The 23,272-nt window shown below is 74.8% G+C and carries 20 protein-coding genes; 13 read left to right on the plus strand and 7 right to left on the minus strand.

What is annotated here, in order from left to right:
* Positions 1-133: 133 nt before the first annotated feature.
* Positions 134-1,081: a glycosyltransferase family 9 protein gene (locus AERO9AM_RS04245; protein WP_159575042.1), complete on the minus strand. Its 948-nt coding sequence runs from the start codon at positions 1,079-1,081 to the stop codon at positions 134-136.
* A gap of 188 nt (positions 1,082-1,269) precedes the next feature.
* On the opposite strand from AERO9AM_RS04245, the gene AERO9AM_RS04250 reads away from it, so the two are divergent.
* The 7 genes from AERO9AM_RS04250 to AERO9AM_RS04280 all read left to right on the plus strand — a co-directional run bounded on the left by AERO9AM_RS04250 (position 1,270) and on the right by AERO9AM_RS04280 (position 7,893).
* Positions 1,270-1,908, plus strand: a complete 639-nt coding sequence (locus tag AERO9AM_RS04250) for a D-glycero-alpha-D-manno-heptose-1,7-bisphosphate 7-phosphatase (RefSeq protein WP_236602472.1) — start codon at positions 1,270-1,272, stop codon at positions 1,906-1,908.
* 80 nt (positions 1,909-1,988) lie between these two features.
* Entirely contained in the window at positions 1,989-3,083 is a 1,095-nt protein-coding gene (locus AERO9AM_RS04255) for a glycosyltransferase family 9 protein (RefSeq protein WP_159577350.1), read from the plus strand.
* Positions 3,080-4,177: a glycosyltransferase gene (locus tag AERO9AM_RS04260; protein ID WP_159575043.1), complete on the plus strand. Its 1,098-nt coding sequence runs from the start codon at positions 3,080-3,082 to the stop codon at positions 4,175-4,177. Before AERO9AM_RS04255 ends, AERO9AM_RS04260 begins: the two co-directional genes overlap by 4 nt.
* Positions 4,174-5,460: a glycosyltransferase gene (locus AERO9AM_RS04265; RefSeq protein ID WP_159575044.1), complete on the plus strand. Its 1,287-nt coding sequence runs from the start codon at positions 4,174-4,176 to the stop codon at positions 5,458-5,460. The genes AERO9AM_RS04260 and AERO9AM_RS04265 overlap by 4 nt, the downstream gene beginning before the upstream one ends.
* Complete coding sequence (locus AERO9AM_RS04270) at positions 5,457-6,173, plus strand: D-sedoheptulose-7-phosphate isomerase (RefSeq protein ID WP_201298577.1); 717 nt, start codon at positions 5,457-5,459, stop codon at positions 6,171-6,173. Before AERO9AM_RS04265 ends, AERO9AM_RS04270 begins: the two co-directional genes overlap by 4 nt.
* Positions 6,170-7,045 carry a bifunctional heptose 7-phosphate kinase/heptose 1-phosphate adenyltransferase gene (locus AERO9AM_RS04275; RefSeq protein ID WP_159575045.1) on the plus strand — a complete coding sequence of 292 codons (876 nt, stop codon included), beginning with the start codon at positions 6,170-6,172 and terminating at the stop codon, positions 7,043-7,045. The genes AERO9AM_RS04270 and AERO9AM_RS04275 overlap by 4 nt, the downstream gene beginning before the upstream one ends.
* A 140-nt stretch (positions 7,046-7,185) precedes the next feature.
* Positions 7,186-7,893 carry an SDR family oxidoreductase gene (locus tag AERO9AM_RS04280; RefSeq protein WP_159575046.1) on the plus strand — a complete coding sequence of 236 codons (708 nt, stop codon included), beginning with the start codon at positions 7,186-7,188 and terminating at the stop codon, positions 7,891-7,893.
* Between the two features lie 186 nt (positions 7,894-8,079).
* Here AERO9AM_RS04280 and AERO9AM_RS04285 read toward each other — a convergent pair whose 3' ends face one another.
* A complete protein-coding gene (locus AERO9AM_RS04285; protein WP_201298578.1) occupies positions 8,080-9,219 on the minus strand; it encodes a glycosyltransferase family 9 protein in 1,140 nt (379 codons plus the stop codon).
* A gap of 225 nt (positions 9,220-9,444) precedes the next feature.
* Between AERO9AM_RS04285 and AERO9AM_RS04290 the strand changes: the two genes are divergently transcribed.
* The 5 genes from AERO9AM_RS04290 to AERO9AM_RS04305 all read left to right on the plus strand — a co-directional run bounded on the left by AERO9AM_RS04290 (position 9,445) and on the right by AERO9AM_RS04305 (position 15,099).
* The gene (locus AERO9AM_RS04290; protein ID WP_442923249.1) at positions 9,445-10,980 is read left to right on the plus strand and encodes an aldehyde dehydrogenase family protein; all 1,536 of its coding nucleotides are present in this window, start codon (positions 9,445-9,447) and stop codon (positions 10,978-10,980) included.
* Positions 10,977-12,587: a D-glycero-beta-D-manno-heptose 1-phosphate adenylyltransferase gene (gene rfaE2 / locus AERO9AM_RS04295; RefSeq protein ID WP_159575047.1), complete on the plus strand. Its 1,611-nt coding sequence runs from the start codon at positions 10,977-10,979 to the stop codon at positions 12,585-12,587. Before AERO9AM_RS04290 ends, rfaE2 begins: the two co-directional genes overlap by 4 nt.
* Entirely contained in the window at positions 12,584-13,675 is a 1,092-nt protein-coding gene (locus AERO9AM_RS04300; RefSeq protein WP_159575048.1) for a glycosyltransferase family 2 protein, read from the plus strand. The genes rfaE2 and AERO9AM_RS04300 overlap by 4 nt, the downstream gene beginning before the upstream one ends.
* A complete protein-coding gene (locus tag AERO9AM_RS17465) occupies positions 13,605-13,760 on the plus strand; it encodes a DUF2795 domain-containing protein (protein WP_236602683.1) in 156 nt (51 codons plus the stop codon). The genes AERO9AM_RS04300 and AERO9AM_RS17465 overlap by 71 nt, the downstream gene beginning before the upstream one ends.
* A 292-nt stretch (positions 13,761-14,052) precedes the next feature.
* Positions 14,053-15,099 (plus strand): DMT family transporter, encoded by a 1,047-nt coding sequence (locus tag AERO9AM_RS04305; protein ID WP_159575049.1) that lies wholly within the window; start codon positions 14,053-14,055, stop codon positions 15,097-15,099.
* Positions 15,100-15,176: 77 nt separating this feature from the next.
* Here the strand turns inward: AERO9AM_RS04305 and AERO9AM_RS04310 are convergent, their stop codons facing one another.
* The 5 genes from AERO9AM_RS04310 to AERO9AM_RS04330 all read right to left on the minus strand — a co-directional run bounded on the left by AERO9AM_RS04310 (position 15,177) and on the right by AERO9AM_RS04330 (position 21,749).
* Positions 15,177-17,078 carry a HAMP domain-containing protein gene (locus AERO9AM_RS04310; protein WP_236602473.1) on the minus strand — a complete coding sequence of 634 codons (1,902 nt, stop codon included), beginning with the start codon at positions 17,076-17,078 and terminating at the stop codon, positions 15,177-15,179.
* 109 nt (positions 17,079-17,187) lie between these two features.
* Entirely contained in the window at positions 17,188-18,153 is a 966-nt protein-coding gene (locus AERO9AM_RS04315) for a helix-turn-helix transcriptional regulator (protein ID WP_159575051.1), read from the minus strand.
* 112 nt (positions 18,154-18,265) lie between these two features.
* A complete protein-coding gene (locus tag AERO9AM_RS04320; protein ID WP_159575052.1) occupies positions 18,266-19,543 on the minus strand; it encodes an acyltransferase family protein in 1,278 nt (425 codons plus the stop codon).
* Positions 19,544-19,827: 284 nt separating this feature from the next.
* Positions 19,828-20,499, minus strand: a complete 672-nt coding sequence (locus AERO9AM_RS04325; protein WP_159575053.1) for a response regulator — start codon at positions 20,497-20,499, stop codon at positions 19,828-19,830.
* Positions 20,496-21,749 carry a histidine kinase gene (locus AERO9AM_RS04330; protein ID WP_159575054.1) on the minus strand — a complete coding sequence of 418 codons (1,254 nt, stop codon included), beginning with the start codon at positions 21,747-21,749 and terminating at the stop codon, positions 20,496-20,498. The genes AERO9AM_RS04325 and AERO9AM_RS04330 overlap by 4 nt, the downstream gene beginning before the upstream one ends.
* Positions 21,750-22,288: 539 nt before the next feature.
* On the opposite strand from AERO9AM_RS04330, the gene AERO9AM_RS04335 reads away from it, so the two are divergent.
* On the plus strand, positions 22,289-23,254 hold the full coding sequence (locus tag AERO9AM_RS04335) for an AAA family ATPase (RefSeq protein ID WP_159577356.1): 966 nt from the start codon (positions 22,289-22,291) through the stop codon (positions 23,252-23,254).
* Positions 23,255-23,272 lie beyond the last annotated feature (18 nt).

The following is a 23,272-nucleotide window of genomic DNA, read 5'->3' on the forward strand; positions in this document are numbered from 1 at the left end:
GGCGGCCCCGCGATCGGCGGGAGTCGCGGCCCCGCGATCGGGCGGGTCGGCGGCCCCGCGACCGAGCAGGTCGGGCCGGCTCGGCGGAACGCACGCCCCGGCCGTCGGGCGCGATCAGCGCCCCACGGCGAGGTCAGCGCTGCACGGCGCGGGCGGCCCGGATCACGTCCTCGGATGTGATCGCGAGCAGGGCCGGATCCGGGTCGTCCGCGAAGACGTCGCCGCGCCGCCGCGCCTCGTCGGTGAGCACGAGGTGCGGACCCGGCGGCGGACCCCACTCCGACGCCGGCGCAGGCCCGAAGATCACCACGGACGGCGTGCCGTAGGCCGAGGCCAGGTGCGCGGCGCCGGTGTCGGCGGAGACCACGACTCCGGCGTGCGCGATGAGGGCGGCCAGATCGGCGAGGTCGGAGCGGCCCGCCCGCACGTCGGCGCCGGGGATGCCCGCGCGCTCGGCCAGCGCCTCGGCCCGGGCGCGGTCCGAGGCGCCGCCGGTCACCACCACCCGCGCTCCGTCGCCGCGCAGCGCGCGGGCGACCGCGGCGAAGCGCTCGACGGGCCACTGCCGCGCGCCGTAGAAGGCGCCGACGTGCACGACCGCCGCGCCCTCGACGTGCGGCTCCCGCGAGGGGACCCGGATCCGCACGTCGTCGGGGTCGGCCGGGGCGCCGTGCGCCGTGACCAGACGCGCCCAGCGCACCCGCTCGTGCATGCCGTCCACCCACTCCGGCCCGTCCGGGTTCCCCGGCGAGCGGTGCGCGATGCGGCGGCGCGGGCGGAGGGCGTCGATCAGCGCGCGGCTCTCCGGCCCGTTGCCGTGCAGGTTCGCCGCGACGTCGACCGCTCCGGGCGGCACGGGAAGCGGCTCGTCCAGCCCCGGCGTCGGCAGCAGCGCGTCGATCCCGTCGACGAGCTCCACGATCTGCTCCAGCCACCCGGACACGGCGAGCACGAGCTCGTGGCCGCCGAACGCCCGGCGCAGGCCGTGCAGTGCGGGCACGGCGACCAGGAGGTCGCCGAGTTTGAGGGCCCGCAGCGCGAGCAGGACGGGCCGGTCCTCTGGGCGGTCGAAGCGGCGCATCACCTCACCCTGCCGAGGGATCCGCGCGCACAGAACGGCCTTGCGGATCCCGTCGCGCTCTGCCAGGGGATCCGGAATCGGGGGTCACGAGGCCGGCGACGAGGAAAAGAGGAGCAGAAGCGGAGAAGTCGAGGAGAAGTGCTCGCCGAGGAGTTTGCTTCTCCTCGAGATGGGGAAGTGCTTCTGACATGACCATGCTCCACGATGCGCCGCCGGTGGCGGATGCCGGCCCTCGTCGGCCCGAGGCGATCCTGTTCGATCGCGACGGCACGCTCATCCTCGACGTGCCCTACAACCCCGATCCGGCCCTCGTGCTGCCGGTTCCCGTCGCCGCCGAGGCGCTGCGCCGGGTGCGGGCCGAAGGCGTGCGCACCGGGGTCATCAGCAACCAGTCCGGGATCGCCCGGGGTCTGCTCGTGGAGGAGGCGGTGCGCCGCGTGAACGCCCGGGTGGAGCTGCTGCTCGGCCCGTTCGACGTGTGGCGGATCTGCCCGCACGGGCCCGAGGACGGCTGCGGGTGCCGCAAGCCGCGCCCCGGCATGGTGCTCGACGCCGCCGAGGCCCTGGGGCTCGCCCCGGAGCAGGTCGCGGTCATCGGCGATATCGGGGCCGATGTCGAGGCGGCGCTGGCCGCGGGGGCGCAGGGCGTGCTCGTGCCCACGGCCATGACCCGGCCCGAGGAGATCGCGGCGGCGCCGCTGGTCGCGGCCGACCTCCTCGAGGCCGTCGAGCTGCTGCTGGGCCACGCGGCACGCGCCGGCGGGTCCCTGCCCGCGGTCGCCGGATTCGCCTTCCCGCCGGGCCCGCCCGTGGGGGTGGGCGCGTGACGCCCGCCACGAGCGGGAACACGCGAGCGGCCGTACGCGGCACGCCGCGCCGGAAGGTGCTCGTGGCGCGGCTGGACAGCATGGGCGACGTCATCGTCGCCGGGCCGGCGATCCGCGCGATCGCGGCGCGGGCCGAGGTGACCCTGCTCGCCGGGCCGCAGGGTGCGGAGGCCGGATCCCTGCTGCCCGGCGTCGACGAGGTGGTCGTGTGGGCGTGCCCCTGGATCCTGGATCCGGCTCCGCCGATGACCGGCGAACGCGCCGACGAGCTCCTGCACCTGGTGCGTGCGCGCGGCTTCGACGAGGCGGTGATCCTGACCTCGTTCCACCAGTCGCCGCTGCCCCTCGCGCTGCTGCTGCGCCTCGCCGGCGTACCGCGGATCAGCGGTGCATCCGTCGACCACGCCGGCGCACTGCTCGATGTGCGGCTGCGCCCCGGGGAGGACCTTCCCGAGGACATCCCCGAGCCCGAGCGGGCCGCCGCGATCGCCGCCGCCGCGGGATACCCGCCGGTCGATGACGGGCGGCTACGGCTGCGGCCGCTGCCCGACACCACTGCCCTCACCGGCCCGGATCCGTACCTCGTGCTGCACCCCGGCGCGGCGGTGCCCGCCCGGCGCTGGCCCGTGCAGCGGTTCGCGGCGGCCGCGACACTGCTCGCCGCAGCCGGGCACCGGATCGTCGTCACCGGCGGGCCCGGGGAGCGGGACGACGCCGCGGCGGTCTGCGCGGCCGCTCCCGCGCGGACGCTGGACCTGTCCGGCGCCTGCACCCTCGCGGAGCTGGCCGGAGTGCTCGCCCGCGCGGGCGCCGTGGTGGTCGGCAACACCGGGCCCGCGCACCTGGCGGCGGCCGTCGGGACGCCCATCGTCAGCCTGTTCTCGCCCGTGGTGCCGGCGGTGCGCTGGGCGCCGTACGGGGTGCCCGTGGCGCTCTTCGGCGACGAGCACGCCGCCTGCCGGGGCACTCGCGCCCGGGTCTGCCCGGTGCCGGGTCATCCGTGCCTGTCCGGGGTGCGGGCGGAGGACGTGGCCGCCGCCGCGACGCGGCTCGCCGCTGTGGGGCGCAGAGCGGCGGCGGCCACCTCCCGGGACGACGGAACTCGCGGGGAGAGCGCGCGGGGCGCGGTGTCCTCCGCCGGTCCGCGCACCGAGGAGAGGGCGGTCGCGGTATGAGGATCCTGGTCTGGCCGGTGCACGGCGGATGGATGAACGCGTTCGCCCGCGGTGCGCACGAGTACCTGCTCCCCGCGCCGGGCACAGCCGCGCCGGAAACGGCCGCGCCTCGGGCCACCGTTCCCGGCGACGAGCCCGGCTCTGCGGCGCTCTCCGTGCCTCCCGTGCTGCCGGGCCGCGCCCGCGCCGCCTCTGAGCGGGAGCTGCGCGCCGACGGCGTGGACCTCGTCGTGCTGCAGCGCCTCGAGGAGCTCGACGAGACCGAGCGGATCCTCGGCCTCGTGCCCGGGCGGGATGTGCCCGCCGTCTTCGTGGAGCACAACACCCCGAAGCGCCACCCGGTCGAAGAGCGCCATCCGCTCGCCGACCAGGACCGGATCCCGATCGCTCACGTCACCCACGTGAACCGCCTGCTGTGGGACACCGGAGACGCCGTCACCGTCGTCGTCGAGCACGGCGTGCCCGACCCGGGCCACCTCTACACCGGGGAGCTGCCGGCCCTCGGCGTCGTCGTCAACGAGCCGGTGCGCCGGGGAAGGGTGACCGGCACCGACCTGCTGCCCGCCTTCTCGCGCTCCGCCCCGTTGCACGTGTTCGGCATCGACACCGACCTGCTGCCCGGCGCGCTCGGGCTCGGCTCCGAGCGCCTGCAGGTCGTCGGCGACCTGCCGACGCCGCGGCTGCACGCGGAGCTCGCGCGACGGCGCGCCTATCTGCACCCGATGCTGTGGACCTCGCTCGGGCTGTCGCTGCTCGAGGCGATGACGCTGGGCATGCCCGTACTGACGCTCGCCCTCACCGAAGCCCCGCGCGCCGTGCCGCCGGACGCCGGCGCGATCTCGGCCGACCCGGCGGAGCTGAAGGCGATGGCGCAGCTGCTCCTCGACGACCCGGACGAAGCGCACCGCCGCGGTGCGGTGGCCCGCGCGTTCGCCCGGGAGCACTACGGCCTCGAGCGCTTCCTCACCGACTGGGATGCGGTGCTCGAGGACGTCGTCGCCCGCCACCGTGCGCGGCGCGGCGGATCGGAAGCCGCACCGCGGCGATCCGGATCCTCTCCCCGAGAGACCCGGAAGGAAGGAGTCCCCTCATGAAGATCGCGATGGTCTCGGAGCACGCCAGTCCCCTCGCCGCCCCCGGCAGCGTCGACGCCGGCGGCCAGAACGTGCACGTCGCCGCCCTGTCCACGGCCCTCGCCGCCCGCGGGCACGAGGTGATCGTGTACACGCGCCGCGACGACCCGGCCCTGCCGCGGCGGGTGCCGCTCACCGACGGCGTCGACGTGGTGCACGTGGATGCGGGCCCGGCGCAGCGCATCCCGAAGGACGACCTGCTCCCGCACATGAGCGCCCTCGCGGCCGGGCTCGCGCAGGACTGGGCCGCGGAGCGCCCCGACGTGGTGCACAGTCACTTCTGGATGTCGGGCCTCGCCGCGCTCGAGGCCGCGGAGACGCTCGAGGCGGCGGCGGACGCCCACCCCACCGCCCGCGCCGCGGTGACCGGGGGAGCCCCGCCGGTGCTGCACACCTTCCATGCGCTCGGGGTCGTCAAGCGCCGCCATCAGGGATCCGCCGACACGAGTCCCCCGGAGCGCGCGTGGCTGGAGCCGCAGGTCGGGCGCCGCGTGGACACCGTGATCGCGACCTGCTCGGACGAGGCGTTCGAGCTGCGCTCCCTGGGCGTGCCGTCCCGCAGCATCGCCCTCGCGCCGTGCGGCGTCGACCCCGAGCTGTTCCACCCCGACGGGCCCGCCGAGCAGCGCGGCGCCCGCTATCGGGTGCTCAGCGTCGGCCGGCTCGTGCCGCGCAAGGGCGTCGACCTCGTCGTGCGCGCGCTCGCGCTGCTCGCGGAGCGCGGCATGGACGAGGTGGAGCTCGTCGTCGGCGGCACGGACGGCAGCGCGGCGGATCCGGACCCGGAGATCTCCCGGCTCTCCGGGATCGCCGAGAGCCTCGGGGTCGGCGACCGGGTGCGGTTCCGCGGGCAGGTCGCCCGCGAGGACATGCCGGCGCTGCTGCGCTCCGCCGACGCGGTGGTGTGCACGCCGTGGTACGAGCCGTTCGGCATCGTGCCGCTGGAGAGCATGGCCTGCGGCACGCCCGTGATCGCCGCCTCCGTCGGCGGGCTCATCGACACGGTCGTGGACGGCGCCACCGGCCTGCACGTGCCGCCGCGGGACGCCGAGGCGCTCGCCGACGCGCTCGCCGAGCTGCTGCCGGACGACGACCGCCGGGCCGCCTTCGGTCTGGCGGGCCGGCGCCGCATCGAGGCGCGCTACTCGTGGGCGCGCGTGGCCGCGCAGACCGAACGGATCTATCTCGACGCCCTGGCCCGCGCCCGCCGGGCGCCCGCCTCCCTGGAAGGAGCCGTACTGTGAGCATCGCCGCATCCCGTCCCGTCCCCCTCCCCGCCGCAGGCCCGGTCGTGGAGCACCTGCGCGACCTCGGCGCCGCCCTCGTGGAGGCCGAGCGCCACGCCCGCGCGCTCGAGCGCTGGGGCGACGAGCTGGCCGAGCGGCTGCCGCGCGGGCACCGCCTGCTCGTGGCGGGCAACGGCGGATCCGCGGCCGAGGCGCAGCATCTCACCGCAGAGCTCGTGGGCCGCTACCGCGACGAACGGCCGGCGTTCTCCGCGATCGCGCTGAACGCGGAGACCTCCAGCGTCACCGCCATCGGCAACGACTACGGGTTCGAGGAGGTCTTCGCCCGCCAGGTGCGGGCGCACGCCCGCCCCGGCGACGTCGTGCTGCTGCTGTCCACGAGCGGCGCGAGCGCGAACCTGCTCCGGGCCGTCGAGGCGGCCCGCGAGGCGGGCGCCGAGACGTGGGCGCTGACCGGCCCGGCACCCAACCCGCTCGCGGGAGCCTGCGACGAGGCGATCTGCCTCGACGGCGCGTCCGCGCACGTGCAGGAATGCCAGCTCGCGGCGATCCACGCGGTCTGCAGCGTCTTCGACCAGCGGATCCTGGCCCGTGCGGAACCCGCGCCGGCCGAGACCCGCCGGATCCGTCCGGCGCTGCGGCGCGCGGGCGAGCCCCTGCTGCACGCCGCGAGCGCGGGCAGGGCGGCGGTGCGGAGGGAGCCCCGGTGAGGATCGCGGTCGTCGGCGACACGCTGCTGGACGAGGACATCGAGGGAACCGCCACCCGGCTCAGCCCCGACGCGCCCGTGCCGGTGGTCGACGTCACCCGGCGCTCGCGGCGCGCGGGAGGCGCGGGTCTCGTCGCGACCATGCTCGCGCGGGACGGCCACGAGGTGACGCTCGTGACCGCGCTCTCCGACGACGACAGCTCCGGGCACCTCCGCCGGGCTCTCGCTCACGTGGAACTCGTCGCGGGCCCGTCCCGGGCGCCGACCCCGGTCAAGGCGCGCCTGCGCGCGGGCGGAGCGACCGTCGCGCGGATCGACGAGGGGTGCGGTCCCGCGCCGATCCCCGCCGTCACGCCCGAGATGCGCGCCGCCGTCGCCGCGGCGGACGTGGTCGTGGTGGCCGACTACGGCCGTGGGATCACGGCTGCCGCGGGGCTGCGGGAGGAGCTCGAGCGCCGTGGGAGGGACGTGCCGGTGGTCTGGGATCCGCATCCGCGCGGTGAGGACCCGGTGTCCACCGTGCGCCTCGTCACGCCCAACCTCGCCGAGGCCGCCGCGGCCGCCCAGCGCGCCCCGGTGCCGGAAGCGGCCGAGGAGGCGTGCCGGATCCTGCGCGCCCGGTGGCGGGCCCCGGCGGTGGTCGTCACGCTCGGCGAGCACGGCGCGCTGCTGCTCGAGGAGGACGACGAGCCGTGGCTGGCCCGCGGAGAGGCGGTGGTCGCGGCGGACCCCTGTGGTGCGGGCGACCGCTTCGCCGCGACCGTTGCGACCGTGCTGGCGGAGGGCGGGAACCGCCGCGCCGCGGTGCGCGCCGCGATCGACGCGGCGAGCGCCTATCTCGCGGCAGGCGGGGTCGCCGCACTCGCCGGGTGACCCGCCTCCCCCGGCCGTCGCCACGCGGATCCGCCGACCCGCCGGAACCGCCGACTCGGCACTCGCCGCACGCCCCGCCGCCTCCCCGGCCCTCGTCCCGCAACCATCCCCAGATGCATCTCACCCCCAAAGGAGCACCCATGGACAGCACGTTTCCCCGCCCCCTCGGCCGCGTCATCGTCACCGGTGGCGCATCCGGACTGGGCGCCGCCGTGGCGCGACTCGTCGCCGAGACGGGCGGCACCGCGGCCGTGATCGACCGCGACGTGTCCGGCACGGCGAACATCGCGCTGCGCCGCGAGGCCGACGTCTCCGACCGCGCCCAGGTGGAGCAGGCCGTGGCCGAGCTCGCCGAGGAGCTCGGCGGCGTCGACGCGGTCGTGACCGCTGCCGGGATCGACCGCTGCGGCCGGCTCGAGGACGTGCCCGCCGAGGAGTGGGAGCGCGTGATCGGGGTGAACCTGCTCGGCACCGTGTCGACGGTTCGCGCCGCGCTGCCGCACCTGGAGCGCTCGCACGGGCGGGTCGTCACGGTGGCCTCGTCGCTCGCGCTGCGCCCGCTCTCGGACGCGACGGCGTACAGCGCCTCGAAGTTCGGGGTGCTCGGCTTCTCCCGCGCCCTGACGGCGGAGACCCGGGGCAGGATCGGCGTCACCACACTCATCCCGGCGGGCATGCGCACCCGCTTCTTCGACGACCGCGACGAGCAGTACCGGCCCGGTCCCGACGCGCAGCTGAACGACCCCGTCGACGTCGCGCGCACGGTGCTGTTCGCCCTGCAGCAGCCGCAGGGATGCGAGATCCGCGAGCTGATGGTGTTCCCCGAGGAGGAGCCGTCCTGGCCCTGAGCCCGGCGCGATCCCTGACCGAGCGCAGCGGGCCGGCAGACGGTCCCTGAGCGAGCGCAGCGAGACGAAGGGCGGCGAGCCCAGCAGGCCGACCGACGGTCCCTGAGCGTGCCCGGCGGGCCGACCGACGGTCCCTGAGCGAGCGCAGCGAGACGAAGGGCGGCGAGCCTGGCGAGACGGGGGCACTCAGTCGCCCCGGGCGGCATCGAGGAGCGACTCGACGTCGGAGAGCACCGCCTCGGGATCCACGTCCGCGACGAACGAGTCGTCGTGCGCGCAGCGCTCGGCGGTCCAGCCCACCTGGGTGCAGTCGCGGCCGCACACCGGGCACCGGGTGGTCCAGGACAGCTGCACGCGATGCCGGCCCCGCCCGAGCGGACCGGCGTTGACGAGGTTCCCGAACCAGTACACGGACGCGGTGCGGGTGCCGACGGCCTGCGCCAGGTGGCGGGGCCCGCTGTCGTTGCCGAGCATGACGTCGGCGGCCGCGAGCACGCCCGCGAGGCCGGGCAGGTCGAGCCTCCCCGCGAGGTCGGTCACGCCGGCGGCCCTGTCGGCGAGAAGCCGTGCGAGCCGGTGGCACAGCTGCGCGTCCGCCCCGCCGCCGACGAGGACCACGCGCACGCCGTCGTCCAGCAGCCGCCGGGCGACCGCCGCGAAGCGCTCGAGCGGCCAGCGCCGGCGCGGATCCGTGGCTCCCGGATGCAGCACCACGAACGGCCCGGGCGGGCACGCCTCGCGACCGCGCGCCCGCTCGTCCGCGGAGAGCGCGAGCCGCGGTTCCAGCGCGACGGGCACGGCGCCCGCGAGCCCGGCCACCTCGAGCGCACGCAGCACCTCGTGCTGGTAGTAGACGTAGTCGAGGTTCCGCTCCAGGGGCGCCGCATCGGGCGTCCGCGTGCCGACGGTGTGCCGGGCGCCCAGCTCGAGCAGGAACGGGTTCGAGTGCCGGCCGCCGCCGTGCAGCTGCACCGCCAGATCGAGGTGCTCCGCGCGGAGAGCGCCGACGGACGACGCGACCGGATCCGCCGGTGCCGGGCCCGCCGGTGCGGTGATCCCGGGCACGGCGGGCAGCCGCCGCACCCGATCCACGCCGCCCGGGCGCGCGGCGAGCAGCTCCGCCGACGCGGTGCCGAGCAGGGTGAGCTCCGCCGCGGGGTACGCCGCACGCAGCGCCTGGATGGCGGGCACCGCGAACAGCACGTCGCCGAGGCCGCCCCCGCGCAGCACCGCGATGCGGCGGACGTCCTCGAACAGGGGCTCAGGCGGGGCGATGGCCGGACCGGCGACGGCGGCGGGCGCGGTGTCGAGCGACGTCTGGGGCACGATGGATCCTCCTCCGGTCCTGCATCCCCTTCGCCTCGGCGCGGGGCCCTCCTGTCCGGTTCCCCGCGTGCGGCACCCTCAAACCCACGGCGGACGACACGCGGATCTCGGGGAACACCCTGTGTGAACCCGGCGGAGACCGGGTAGGGGACCGACAGGCGCCCACCGTCGCCGGCACCCCCGCCGCCGGCACGGAGACGGGGCGCCGAGAGGAAGGAGCAGCGCGTGACACTCGACATCCCCGTCACCGGCCGGCACCACGCCGACGAGCGCCCGGCATCGTCCATGGTCATCACGGATCCTCGCGACGGTTCCCCCGTCGGCGAGCTCCCCTCGGCCGACGTCGACGAGGTGCGCGCGGCGATCGACGCCGCCCGCGCCGCCTTCCCCGCCTGGCGGCGCACCCCCGCCGAGGAACGCGCCCAGGCGCTGCGCGCCGCGGCGGACGCGCTCGAGGAGCGGATCGACGAGCTCGCCGAGCTGGAGGGGCGCGAGACCGGCCGCCGGCGCGACGACGCGGTCGGCGGGCTCCGCGCCGCGGTGAGCACGCTCCGCCAGTACGCGGAACTCGGGCCGCTGCACCGAGGCCTCAGCCTGCTGGGCGCGGCCGACGCGACGGACTTCCTGCGGCCCGAGCCGCGCGGCGTCGTGGCCGTGATCACGCCGTGGAACGATCCGGCCGCGATCACGGCGGGGCTCGTCGGCGCCGCCCTGGCCACGGGGAACACGGTGGTGCTCAAGCCCAGCGAGCGCTGCCCGCACCTCGGCCGACGGCTCGGCGAACTCCTCGCGTGCGGCCTTCCGGACGGCGTGCTCTCGACCGTGCTGGGCGCCGCGGAGACCGGTCAGGCGCTCGTCACCTCGGTGGACGTCGATGCGGTGGCGCACGTGGGGTCCAGCCGCACCGGGGAGTGGATCGCCCGCGCGGTCGCCCTGACCGGCGCGCACCTGATCCGCGAGAACGGCGGGAACGACGCGCTCCTCGTGGACGCGGGAGTGGATCCGGCCTGGGCCGCCGCGCAGATCGCGCGCGGCGCGTTCACGAACAGCGGCCAGCTGTGCACCGCGGTCGAGCGTGTGTTCCTGCACCGCGATGTCGCCGCTGAGGTGATCGCGGCGCTCGTCGCGGAGGCCGAGGCGCGGAACGCGGCCGGCCCGGCCCCGCTCGTCGACGAGCGGATGCGCGAGCAGGTGCATGCGCACGTGCTCGACGCGCTCGCCTCCGGCGCCCGGGCCCTCGTCGGCGGCGAGGTGCCGGGCGGACCCGGATCCGGCTACCCGGCGACGGTGCTCGTGGACTGCACGCCGGACATGCTCGTGTTCCGCGAGGAGACGTTCGGCCCCGTCGCCCCGGTCATGGTCGTGGAGAGCTTCGCCGAGGGGCTCGCGCTCGCCGCCGACGACGAGCACGGGCTCGCGGCCACGGTGCTCACCTGCGACCTCGCGCACGCGCATGCCGCGATCGACGCCCTGCCGGTGGGCACCGTGAAGGTCAACGACGTGTTCGGCGGGGCGCCTGGCGGTTCGGCACAGCCCCGCGGGCGCAGCGGATCCGGCTTCGGATACGGCCCCGAGCTTCTCGATGAGCTCACGACGGTGAAGGCCGTGCACCTCGGCGCGGGGGCGCCGCGCCGAGGTGACGCGTCGCCGGATCCAGGCACACCGTACGATCCCGGCACACCTCAGAATCCGGATACACCGCAGGATCCGGATACACCGCAGGATCTGGGCGCTTCTCACGGTGAGGAGGCCCCGCGATGACGCCGCTGGACTACGCGGCGCTGCTGCGCGAGCGCCGTCCGGACGTCGCCGTGCTCGGCGACTTCCTGCTCGACGGCTGGTGGACCGGCAGCATCGACCGGATCGCCCGCGAGGCGCCGGCGCCCGTCGTCGACCTGCAGGAGCACCGCTACGCCCCGGGCGGGGCGGCCAACGCGGCGATGAACGCGGCGGCTCTGGGGGCGCGGGTGCAGGCCGTGGGCGCCATCGGCGCCGACGACGCGGGCGTCCGGCTGCGCACGATGCTGCGTGACGCGGGGATCGACGTGCGCCGGCTGCGTCTGGTCGACGGCATGCGCACCACGACCAAGGTGCGCGTGGCTGCCGCCGGGCAGGTCATGGTGCGCCTGGACGAGGTCGACCACGAGGAGCTGCCCGCCGAAGCGGCGCGACAGCTCGCCCGCGACGCGGTGGAGTCCGTCGCGACGGCCGACGCGCAGCTGATCTGCGACTACGGATCCGCGGCGCTCGGCTCGGCGCTCATCGACGCGGTCGCCCACGGCCGCCGACCCCCGGTGCGGATCGTCGACGCCCATGACCCGAGACGGTGGGCGCCGACCCGACCCGACGTGGTCACCCCGAACGCCGCCGAGACGGAGGCGATCCTCGGCATCCCGCTGGGATCCGGATCCGAACGCGCGCGACGGGTGACCCGGCGGGCGTCGCAGCTGCTGTCCGCGACCGGGGCAGCCGCGGCGGTGGTCACGCTCGACCGCTCCGGCACGCTCCTGCTGCCCGCCGGCGGGCGACCGCACCGCACGTACGCGCACCCCCTGCCCGAGAAGCAGGCGTCCGGCGCGGGCGACGTGTTCTCCGCCGCGCTCGCTGTCGCGCGCGGCGCGGGGGTGCCCCTCGAGGCGGCCACCGACCTCGCACAGCAGGCGGCGGACGTCGCGGTGCGCAAGCCAGGCACCTGCGTGTGCACCCTCGATGAGCTGACCGACTGGCTCGGCCGGCCCGCGGAGTCGGCGCTCGGCGTCGAAGAGCTGGCCGACCGACTCGACGCCCACCGCCGTGCCGGGCACCGCATCGTGTTCACGAACGGCTGCTTCGACGTGCTGCACCGCGGGCACACCACGTATCTGCGGCAGGCGAAGCGCCTCGGCGACGTGCTCGTCGTGGCGGTCAACAGCGACGACTCGGTGCAGCGGCTGAAGGGCCCCGACCGTCCGGTGAACCGGGATCGCGACCGCGCCGACGTGCTGGCCGAGCTCTCCTGCGTGGACTACGTGACCGTGTTCGCCGAGGACACCCCGCGGGCGCTCATCCGCCGGCTGCGCCCCGATGTCTACGCGAAGGGCGGCGACTACTCGCCCGAGATGCTGCCGGAGACCCCCGACGTGCGGGCGGTCGGCGGCGAGGTGGTCATCCTCGACTACGTCGCAGACCACTCCACGACGCAGATCATCGGCCGGATCCGGTCGACTGCCGAGGGGAGCGACGGCGCGGGCGGCGGGTCGGCACAGGATCCCGCCGCGCGGGAGGGCTCCGCGCGGGACGACGGTGCCCGTGACGACGCCGGGCGGGATGAGCCGGAGCGGGCGGGCGCCGTGCACGGCCAGAGCCCGCGGGGAGTGGCGGCCGGATGATCAGCCGTCGCGGATCCGCGCACTGGGCCGTCCCCTCGCCGCCGGTCCCGGCCGCGGTCGACGTGCTCGTGCCCACCGCCGATCGTCCCGCCGAGCTGGCGGTGACCCTCGCGGGGCTCGCCGCCCAGGACGATCCGCCGTTCCGCGTCGTCGTCAGCGATCAGTCGCACGACCGGCCCGCCGAGGACGCCCCCGCGGTGAGGGCGATGGTGCGGGTGCTGCGCGCCCAGGGCCGCGAGGTCGCCGTCCTCCGGCATCTGCCGCGGCGCGGGCTCGCCGAGCAGCGGCAGTTCCTCCTCGACGCTGCGCGGGCGCCGCGGGTGCTGTTCCTCGACGACGACGTCTGGTTGGAGCCAGGCGCGCTCGCCCGGCTGGACGGAGCGCTCTCCGATGAGCGCTGCGGGTTCGTGGGCTTCGCCGTGCAGGGGCTGTCGTATCTGCCCGACGTGCGCGATGCGGAGCGGGAGCCGTTCCAGCCTTGGGGCGCCGGCGGGGTGCGCCCCGAGCGGCTGGGCCGCGACCGGCCGGCCTTCGGCCGCTGGACGCTGCACAACGCCGCGAACATGGCGCACGAGGCGGCCGCGCGCGGGCTCTCCGATGACGACCGCCTCGCCTACCGGGTGGCGTGGGTCGGCGGATGCGTCCTGTTCGACCGCGAGGAGCTGCTCGCCGCGGGCGGTTTCGGGTTCTGGCGCGACCTCCCGCCGGGGCACGTCGGAGAGGACGTGCTCGCGCAGTGGCGGGTGATGGCGCGGCGCGGCGGGGCCGGGATCCTGCCCAGCGGAGCGGTGCACCTCGAGGCGCCCACGACCATCTCCGACCGCCGGATCGAGGCCGCGGAGGTCGTGGATCCGCTGCCGGCGGATCCGGATCCGCTCAGCACCGAGCCCGCACCCGCCGACGCGGGCGGCGCGCCGGGCCGCACAGCCGACACAACCCCGGGTGGATCCACCCGGGCCGGAGAGAAGAGAGGGAATGATGAACGACAAGCCGAACCCGATCCAGATCCAGAAGTTCCTGGGCGGCGTCGACTACCCCGCGGGCAAGGACGCGATCCTCGACGCCGCGCGCGGGTCGGGCGCCGATGACGCGGTGCTCGACGCCCTCCAGGGCATCCCCGATCGGGAGTACGACGGCCCGACGGCGGTGAGCGAGGCCGTCGCCGGCGCCTGAGGCGCCGCGGCGGGTCCCGACGCGCCGGTGGCGCCTCCGGCCGGCGACGAGACGCGCACCGGGCGGAAAACGGAGGAGCTGGCGCGTGTCGCGGCTCCCAGAGCCGTGCCCCGCGCCGACACGCCGGCGGGCGGCTCCGTTTTCCGACGAGCTCGGGGTCGAAAGCGCCGGGGTGCGCGTGCGTCGGGCCTCCGCCATGGCCAGCGCGGCCACGACGGTATGGCGGGATCTCGGCGAGGGATGGCGGTCGCCGTGCTCGACCGATGTCCGCGGCCCCTGCGACCATCGGAGCATGGCGGAGACCACACGAGGACGAGCACGCCCTGCCGCGGCGACCGGGGCAGCCCCCGATCCGCGGACGAACGGCGCGGCTCCTGTCCCCGGAGGGAACGGCGCGGCCCCGGCGGCCGGAGCAGCCCCCGACCCGCGAGCGGACGGCGCTGCCCCGCGGCGGAACGGCGCGCTCGTCCTGGCGGCAGCCGTGGTCACCGTGGTGCTCTGGGCGTCCGCGTTCATCGGCATCCGCGGCGCCGGCCCGCACTTCGATCCCGGTGCCCTGGCCCTGCTGCGCATGGCCGTCGGCACCGTGGCGCTCACGGTCATCGCGCTGCGGCGCGGGGTGCGGATGCCGTCCCGCCGGCAGTGGCTGCTCGTCGCCGTGTGGGGCGTCGGCTGGTTCTGCGTCTACAACCTCGCGCTGAACGCCGCGGAGCACACGCTCGACGCCGGCACCGCGGCCATGGTGGTCAACCTCGCCCCGCTCATGGTCGTCGTGTTCAGCGGGCTGTTCCTGCGCGAGGGGTTCCCCCGGCCGCTGCTGATCGGCGCGCCCATCGCGTTCGCCGGCGTGGTGCTGATCGGCCTGAACTCCACCACGAAGGCCGGATCCATCGACATCGCGGGCCTGCTGCTCGCCCTGCTCGCCGCGGTCATGTACGCCGGATGCACCCTGCTGCAGAAGCACCTGCTCAGCGCAGGCGCCGACGCCACGACGCTGACCTGGCTCGGCGCCGCCGCGGGCACCGTCGCCCTGCTGCCGTGGTCGGGAGACCTCGTCGGGGCCGTGCAGACCGCGCCGCTCGACGCCACCCTGTGGGTCGTCTACCTCGGTGTCTTCCCGACCGCGATCGCCTTCACCACCTGGGCCTACGTGCTACAGCGCAGCACGGCGGGCCAGACGTCCGCGACCACCTACGTGGTGCCCGCGATCGCGATCCTGCTGTCCTGGATCATCCTCGGAGAGGTGCCGACGCCGCTCATGTTCGTCGGCGGCGCGCTCTGCCTGCTCGGCGTGCTGGTCACCCGCCTGCGGTGGCGACGCGCCGAGCCCACGCGGTGACCGCAGGCGTCTGACCGGCGCGCCCTGAGAACAGGCGCCGGAGAACGGGCGCATGGCCGGCGCGGATCCGAAAGGCGTCAGCCCAGCTGGATCTCGCCCCGGGTCAGCCCGGCGGCGGCGAGCACTTCGGCCGCTGCGGCCCGCTTCATGTCGAGCGACTGTCCGATCTCCGCGGCGAGCCGCGGATGCGCGCGGACGCCGGCCTTGTCCGCCGCCTCGTCGAAGCCCCGCATCAGCGCGTTCAGCTGTGCGATCTCCTCCTCGGCGCTGATCGTGCGGCCGTGCTCCTCGAAGCCTATGAGCTCGGCGAACACCACCGAGACGTCGTCGTGCGCCTCGGTGATCGTCTCATCGCCCTGCTTGTAGCGCTCCGCGACGCTCTGCGGCATGAGCGTGTGCAGGAGCTTCTCGTTCTCGGCGCGCTGCTCGTCGATGAGCTGCTGCTTGATCCGCAGGCTCGACGCCATGTCGTTGAAGGCGCTGCCGAGGTCGCCGAACTCGTCGCGGGATCCGGCCGGCACCTGCACGTCGAGATCGCCCTCGGCGACGCGGTGCACGGCCGCGACCAGGCGGTTGATCGGCCGCGTGAAGACCTGCGCAAGCAGCAGCGACAGCAACGCCACGATCAGCATGATCCCGAGCACCGAGATGAGCACGATCCGGGTGAAGTCGGTGACCGGCGCGAACGCCTCGGCGGAGTCGATGCGTGCGATCACGACCCAGTCCAGATCCTCGACCTCGAGCGGGCCGTAGCTGACCACGCTCGAGCCGCTGATGTAGTCGGCGCCCTCCAGCGTGCCGCTCTTGCCGCTTTGCGCCCGGGTCACCGCGTCGCCCGTGATCGGCTGCAGCAGCACCGTGCCCTTGACCTGCACCGCGCGCTTCGCGACGGACGGAGCCGTGCCGTGGTCGATCACCGCCTGTGCGTACTTCTTCGGATGCTCCACGAGCTCGCGCGAGACGCTGCGCATGAGACCGTCGCGGCCCACGAGGTACACCTCTCCGGTGTCGCCCAGGCCCTGGCCTTTCCATCCGTGCCGGCCCGTCATCACGTCGTTCACGAAGTCCAGGGACACCTGGAGCGCGAGCGCCCCCGTGATCCCTGAGTCGTTGCCAATCGGCGAGACGATCCACATCGACGGCGTGCCCAGAGACGGCGTCCAGCGCTCGAAGTCGGTCAGCACCACCGCATCCACCGAGTTGGTGGCGATGGCCTCGCGGTACGCGTCGGCGAGCTTCGAGTCGCGGAAGGGGCCGGTGTCGAGGTTGGTGCCGAGCTCCACACCCTTGTACGCCGTGAACACGACGTCGCCCTGGAGGTTGAGCAGCAGCGCGTCCTCGTAGCCGGCCTGGTTGATGAGCCGGGCGAAGTAGTCGCCGTAGCGCACGGCGGCCGCGGAGTAGGCGGATCCGTCTCCCGCATCGTCGTCGGTCAGATTCGCCTCATAGCCGGCGTCGTCGAGCGTCGTGTTACGGACCGTGTAGTGCGCCTGCAGCCACTGCCCGGCGGCGGATGCCGGGATGAACGCGCGCTCCCCGTATTCGTCGCCGGTGCGCTTCTCCAGCGCAGGGACGAACGTGTCCGCGTAGTAGCGGCTCAGCGCGGCCGACTGCCCGGCGTCGAGCGCGCTGCCCTGCAGCTGGTCGAAGCCCTCGTTGAGCGCCTTCGACATGCTCTGGGCGCTGAGGTTGCGGGAGTTCAGGGACGCGGTGCGCTTCACGTCCTCGAGCGCGACCTTCATCTCATGGGTGCGCATCTCGCGGATCGTGGTGAGCTGGTCAACCGCGCTCGCATGCAGGGAGCTGCGCCCGTTGACGAAGCCCACCGCGCCGATGATGAGCGCCGAGACCAGGCTCACGCCGAGCAGCATGATCAGCAGCTTCGACTGGATGCTGAGCCCCGGCCGGCGCCGCCTGCCTCGTGATGCACGCTCGGTGCGCGACCCTTCGACGTCCATCCGCCCCCCTGTTCTGAGCACGACTCCTCGAGCAACACTCCGGTGGCCACGCTGTGGCACTCGAACCGTACCGATATACCGGTACGCAGGGAAAGGGATCCGCGTCGGCTCTCGCGCGAAACGTCGGATCTCAGTGCGCGGCGGAACGGTGCCGATCCCGATACTGCGACGGCGTCATGCCGTGCGCGCGACGGAACGCCCGGGCGAACTGATCGTCGCCGCCGAAACCGCTGAGCCGTGCGATGGCGGCGACCGTCAGCTCGCGCGTGCGAGACCCGGTGAGCAGCCCCGCGGCGTGCCGGATCCGCGTGGCGCGCAGCAGCGCCCCCGGGCTCAGCTCCTCGCCCTGGAACAGCGAGTGCAGGTAGCGCGGGCTCACCTTCAGCTCGTCCGCCAGCGCGGCGACGTCGAAGGACGGATCCGTGAAGCGGTCGGCGATCACCGCCTGCGCCCGCTCCCGGTACATGGCCTTCGCGTCATACCCGGCGTGCACGCGATCGGCCGCCTCGTGCAGCACGGCCAGGGCGAGCTCGCGCAGCGCGTGACCGACGTAGGTGGCCGAGGCCTCCGGCACGGGATCCGTGCCGCTCGTCACCGTGCGGAGGATGTCTTGGAGCGCGATCGCGGACGGAGTGCGGTCCCACGTGACGCCCGCCCACCCCTCGGGGGTGTACCCGTGCGCACGCATCAGACGCAGCGGGAGGTACAGCTGCACCGACTCCGCCTCCTCGTCGATGCGGGTGCGGAACGGGAGGCTGCCCACGAGCAGGCTCACCGCACCCGGGGCGATCGCGCTCTCTCGCCCCGCCTGCTCGATCCGCATGGTGCCCGACAGCACGAAGCCGAGCTGGGCGTACCCGGAGTAGGGGTCGTCGAGGCGGTCGGGCGAGCGCTCGGCGTGCAGATGCCGGGACCGGATCCGCGTCGCGAACATCTCGCCGAACGTCGTGGTGGCGACCAGGGTGCGGTGGTGATGCGGCCGCGGGCTCGTCATGCGGGAGGACACCGAGAGCCGGGCGAGCCCCTCGGGACCCGAGAACACCGCGCCGCCCTCGAAGCGGCCGCGCCGTTCGAGCATGGCGTGGTCCACCGCCATCCGCACACCGCCCTCCGTCGTCGCCCTCCCCCTGCTGAAGCGTAACGTCCCCAGGATCCGACCGTCCCCCGTCCGGTTGCCGGCGACGGGGGCGCGGGGGGACAGGCGCGCCTCACGAACCGGTGAGGGCACGGACCCTCTGCAGGCGGAGGGCGGTGAGGACGAGCGCGGCGCCGACGACCCAGCCCGACGGGGAGGATCCGGCGACGAGGATCGTCACGACCCCGGCGACGCCCGTGAGCGCCGACGCGGTCGCCCGTGCGCGGTCCGACGGCGGCATGGCCGAGTCGCGCGCCGCCTCGCGCCGGCCCACCACCGCGACCACGAGCCCCACCGCGGTCAGCACCGCGGCGAACCACAGCGGGCGGCTCGCCCACCAGTCTGCGGTGAGCGGCGCAGGCAGGCCCGCGTGCCAGAGCAGGAGGATCCCGGCCAGCGCGATGACCACGAGCATGTGCCAGGAGTAGATGGTCATCGCCCGGGCGTTGACCCACGAGATCACCGCGGACGTACGCGCACCCGCCGCGGCCGAGCGCAATCGCGGCCGCAGGGCGAGGAACAGCGCGGTCTGCGCGACGCCCGCCACCACGAGGATCGCCATCGGCGGGTTCAGCGCGTCGATGAGGTTCGCCGGCGCCGCGCCGGTGAGGATCAGCACGCCCGCGAGCCCCACGGCCGCCCCGGCGACGGCCAGCAGCGGCCCGCGCCGGAGGCGGTCGAGGGAGCCGTCCGCCAGCGCGAACCCGAGCTGCTGCAGCAGCAGCCACACGAAAGCCATGTTCAGCAGGCCGATCCCCGTGGTCCCGGTCGCACCGCGCACCACGTCGACGGCGACGACCCCGGCGGCGAGCGCGAGGAACGTCGCGGCGCGGTGGCGCTCGTGCAGACGCACCATCGCCGGCACCAGCGCCGAGCAGCCGAGGTACACGCCCAGGAACCAGAGCGGCTGCCCCGTGCGGAACCCCGCTGTGGCGACGATCTCCGCCGGCACGCCTGCGACGACGAGCCCGGCCAGCACGACCGCGGCCGCGACGATCGCGCCGGCAGCGGGCATCAGCAGGCGGCGCACGCGCCCCGCGACGTACGCGTCCGGCGTCACTCCGCGCGCCCGCTGCCGCGTCCACTGGGTGTACGAGGCGAACCCGCCGAGCACGAAGAAGAGAGGCATGATCTGCAGGATCCAGGTCAGCGGGCCGAACCCGTCCCAGCCCTCCATCGCGTTGCGCAGCACAGGGGATCCGTCTGCGGCGACGCTCACGCCCACCATGAGGGCATGCAGGAGCACCACGACGCCGAGGAGCAGGGCGCGCACGGCGTCGACGGACGTGTCCCGGACGGGGCGCGCCGGCGGAGTCGGCGCGGGGGCGAGAGCGGGGGTGATCAGTGCCATGCCCTCACCGTCGCGGGCGGGTCATCGCACGCGCATCCCGCTGCGGAGCCGGATCCGCCCCCTACCGCGGTATGACGGGGTTCACGCTCCTGCTGCCGATCACGGCCCTCGTGCGGGGAATCGTGGGGCTGCGCCGCGAGCCCGCGGGACGAGGGATGGCCGTGGCCGGCGTGATCATCTCGTGCCTGATCCTGCTGGCGTGGGGAATCCTGCTCATCGTGCGCCTCGTCGTCGCAGCGCCGTCTTCGGCGTCGCGGTCTCGCAGACGACCTGAGCGAGCGGCCTCATCCCGCCGGCGCCACGAGTCCGGCGTCGTACGCCAGGATCACCGCCTGCACCCGGTCGCGCAGACCGAGCTTGGCGAAGATCCGGCTGACATGCGTCTTCACCGTCTGCTCGGCGAGGAAGAGCGAGCCCGCGATCTCGCGGTTGGACAGGCCGCGGCCGATCAGCACCAGGATCTCGTGCTCGCGCTCGGTGAGCCCCTTCAACCTCAGCTCCGCGCCCCCGCCCCGCGGCCGGCTCTCGGCGAACCGCTCCAGCAGCCGGCGGGTGATGCGCGGGGCGAGCAGCGCGTCGCCGGCCGCCACCACGCGCACTGCCTGGACGAGCTCCTCCGGCAGCGCATCCTTCAGCAGGAACCCGCTGGCCCCGGCGCGCAGCGCCTCGTGCACGTACTCGTCGGCGTCGAACGTGGTGAGCACGAGCACGGCGGGCGCGGGGCGGCCGTCGCGCTCCGCCGCCGCGAGGATGCGCCGGGTCGCCTCGATGCCGTCGAGATTCGGCATCCGCACATCCATCAGCACCACGTCGGGCCGGAGCCGGCGCGCCTCATCGACGCCCTCGACACCGTCGGCCGCCTGCCCGACCACGTCGATCCCGTCCTGCGCCTGCAGGATCGCGGAGAACCCTGCCCTCAGCATCGCCTGATCGTCGACGATCAGCACCGTCGTCATCCGCGTCCCTCTCTCGGGATCCGCACGTGCAGCGCGAACCCGCCGTCCTCCTGCGCCGCGGTCTGCACCGTACCGCCCATCGTCGCCAGCCTTTCGCGCATGCCGCGCAGGCCGTGCCCGCCCCCATCCGCCCGCGGCGCGGCGGGTCTGGTCGGCACGCCGTTGCGGATGTCGATCCCGAGCTCGCCGGGGGCCTGCGTCCACACCACCTCCGCGGCGGCGCCGGGAGCGTGCCGCGCGACGTTGCTCAGCCCCTCCTGCACCACGCGGTAGGCGGCGAGGCCGAGGATCGGATCCTGCCGCTCGTCCTCGGTGAGCCGCCAGGCACCGCGCTCCGCCACCGGGCCCAGATCCCCCGCGCGCGCCAGGAGCCCGGGAATGTCGGCGAGCCCCGGCTGCGGCGCGTGCTCGACGTCTGCATCCTCGTCGCGGAGCAGACCCAGGATCACGCGCATCTCCTTCATCGCCGACCGTGCGGTCGACGCGACCTCGTCGAACTCCGCGGCGACCTCGTCGTCAAGGCCGGGGATCCGATACCTAGCGCTCGCGGCGCGCACCTGGATCGCCGACATGCCGTGTGCGACCACGTCGTGCAGCTCGCGGGCGATGCGCGCCTTGTCCTCCACGGCTTCGCGGCGGGCGAGCTCCACCGCCGTCGCGGCGCGCTCGGCCCGCAGCTGCGCACGCAGCAGGGACCAGTTGCGGATGCCGAGGCCGACGAGGACGGCCCCGAGGGTGACCGCGGCGAACACGATGAGGTCGGCGATCGCGGCGCCGTCGTCGGAGCGCACCGGCGACTCCACGGCCACCATGACGGCGCAGAGGACACTGAGCGCCCATCCTCCCGCGGGCACCCACCAGCGCGCCCGCTGCGCCACGCCGATCCACACGAGCGTGTTCGCGACGGTCGTCGACGCCGCGACCGGCCAGGGCGCACCCGTCTCGGCCGAGGCCAGGCCGGCGAGCGCGTTCCCGGCGATCAGGGCCACCACGGTCGCCCAGGCGGGCGCGAACAGCGCGAGCACGATGGCCGCCGCCTGCACGAGGGAGAGGATCAGAGCCCCGGCCACCGGGATCCGGTAGAGGGTGACGCCGAGCGGCGCGGCGACGGCGAGCTGGGTGAGGGCGCACGCGATCGCGAGCGCCCAGACCACGAGGTTCGCCCGCCCCGGCGCCACACGCGGCGGCAGGATCCCGAGCCGGCGCCACAGCGCCGACCGCCGAAGATCCTGCTGACCCTCGACAGACATGCCGCCCCTCTCCGCGCTCGTGCGCCGTCGGATCCACGCTACGGCCTCGTGCCGATGCGCACGTCACCCCGCGGTATCACCGTGGGCGGCGCGGGATGGGGAGTCCTCCCCATCCGATCCAGGGAGCAGCGCGATCGACGCCGGTTACGCTGGCAGAGGTGCGCCGCCGCAGCGCGCACCCGAACCAGGGGGAACCGCACGTGAGCCAGAACAACGACGCGCCGACGTTCGCCGCGCAGACGCCGCCTCCGCCCGCGAGCACGGTCGCCCCGCCGCCCGCGATCCCGCCCGCGCCGCCGATGCCGCCCGCACCGAGCACGCGCCGGGAGCAGTCCGCACCGACAGCGGCCGCACCGTCCGCGCCGGGCCCTTCGACAGGCTCAGGGACCGGCAACCCGGCACAACCCTCCACGCCGGGCCCTTCGACAGGCTCAGGGACCGGCAACCCGGCACAACCCCCTGCTGCCCCCGCGCCGACCGCGCCGGCCGCCCCCGCCCAGGCAGCGGCACCGACGAAGCCCGCCCCGACCGAGGCGGAGATGGCGCGCGCCCGCGAGACCCTCGACATCGTCTCGAAGGCGTACTCCGCCCGTATGGTGGGCCAGGAGCGCCTGCGCACGAGCCTGCTGCTCGCGCTCATGGCGGGCGGGCACATCCTGCTCGAATCCGTGCCCGGTCTCGCGAAGACGACCGCCGCGAGCACCCTCGCCGACACGGTCAAGGCCGACTTCAAGCGGATCCAGTGCACACCCGACCTGCTGCCCAGCGACATCACCGGCACGCAGATCTACGACGCGGCGAGCGGATCCTTCCGCACCGTGCTCGGCCCGGTGCACGCGAACTTCGTGCTGCTCGACGAGATCAACCGCTCCAGCGCCAAGACCCAGTCGGCGATGCTCGAGGCGATGCAGGAGCGGCAGACCACGATCGGCGGCGAGATCCACAAGGTGCCGCGCCCGTTCCTCGTGATCGCCACGCAGAACCCGATCGAGCAGGAGGGCACCTACGAGCTGCCCGAGGCCCAGATGGACCGCTTCCTGCTCAAGGAGATCGTGGAGTATCCGAGCCCCGCCGATGAGCTGGAGGTGCTCGCCCGCATCGACTCCGGCGCCCTGGATCCCGACCGGCACGCGACCACGACGATCTCGCTGGCCGACGTCGAGCAGCTGCAGGACATCGCGTCGCGGGTGTACGTGGATCCGGCGATCCGCAACTACATCGTCTCGATCGTCTACGTCACCCGGAACCCGGTGCCGTACATCGGCGAGACCCTCGGCGGGTACATCAAGTACGGCGCCAGCCCTCGTGGATCCATCGCCTTCCTGCAGGCGTCCCGCGCGCTCGCCCTGCTCTCCGGGCGCTCGTATGTGATCCCGGAGGACGTGCGCAACCTCCGCCACCTCGTGCTGCGCCACCGCGTGCTGCTGACGTTCGAGGCGGAGGCCGAGAACGTGCGCAGCGAAGACATCATCGACGCCGTGTTCGGCGCCGTGCCGACCCCCTGACCATGCGCCTCCGCACCC

The sequence above is a fragment of the Microbacterium sp. 8M genome, from assembly GCF_902506375.1.
GTDB lineage: Bacteria > Actinomycetota > Actinomycetes > Actinomycetales > Microbacteriaceae > Microbacterium.